General features: G+C 50.7%; 1 protein-coding gene. It reads right to left on the bottom strand.

The features are described from left to right. Positions 1–85 precede the first annotated feature (85 nt). The coding region (locus tag JIG41_RS01565; RefSeq protein ID WP_026949905.1) for a transposase at positions 86–343 on the bottom strand (258 nt) is incomplete at its 5' end.

Below are 343 nucleotides of genomic sequence, written 5' to 3'. Positions count from 1 at the left end.
ATTGTGTCCTTATTATCTAAAAATTTAGGGTATACGGATTTAATGGTTGATGGGGCACCTTCACCCCATCAATCTGATACCACCCTCAGATGGTTGATAGATCGACTCCGTAGTTGAGTTCCTCTGCGAAGTCCGGCAGTCCGTAACCGATGGTTTTCTTGTAGAAAGGAGAGACCTTCGCAGTCGGTGCCTTCTTCTTGTGCTTCGTGGTGTAGAGCATTCGTGCCCGCATCACCTCGAAGGAGTAACCGCGCCCTTCACGGTTCTTGTCCTTGGCCAGTCGGTTGATGGACTCCGTGTAAGCGTTGGTGACGGGCATGTCCGTCTCGAAGTAGGTCATGGT

Source organism: Pseudoalteromonas sp. bablab_jr011 (assembly GCF_016464045.1).
Lineage (GTDB): Bacteria > Pseudomonadota > Gammaproteobacteria > Enterobacterales > Alteromonadaceae > Pseudoalteromonas > Pseudoalteromonas lipolytica.
The sequence above is the reverse complement of the archived record's forward strand: the minus strand, read 5'-3'. Positions and strand labels throughout refer to the sequence as shown.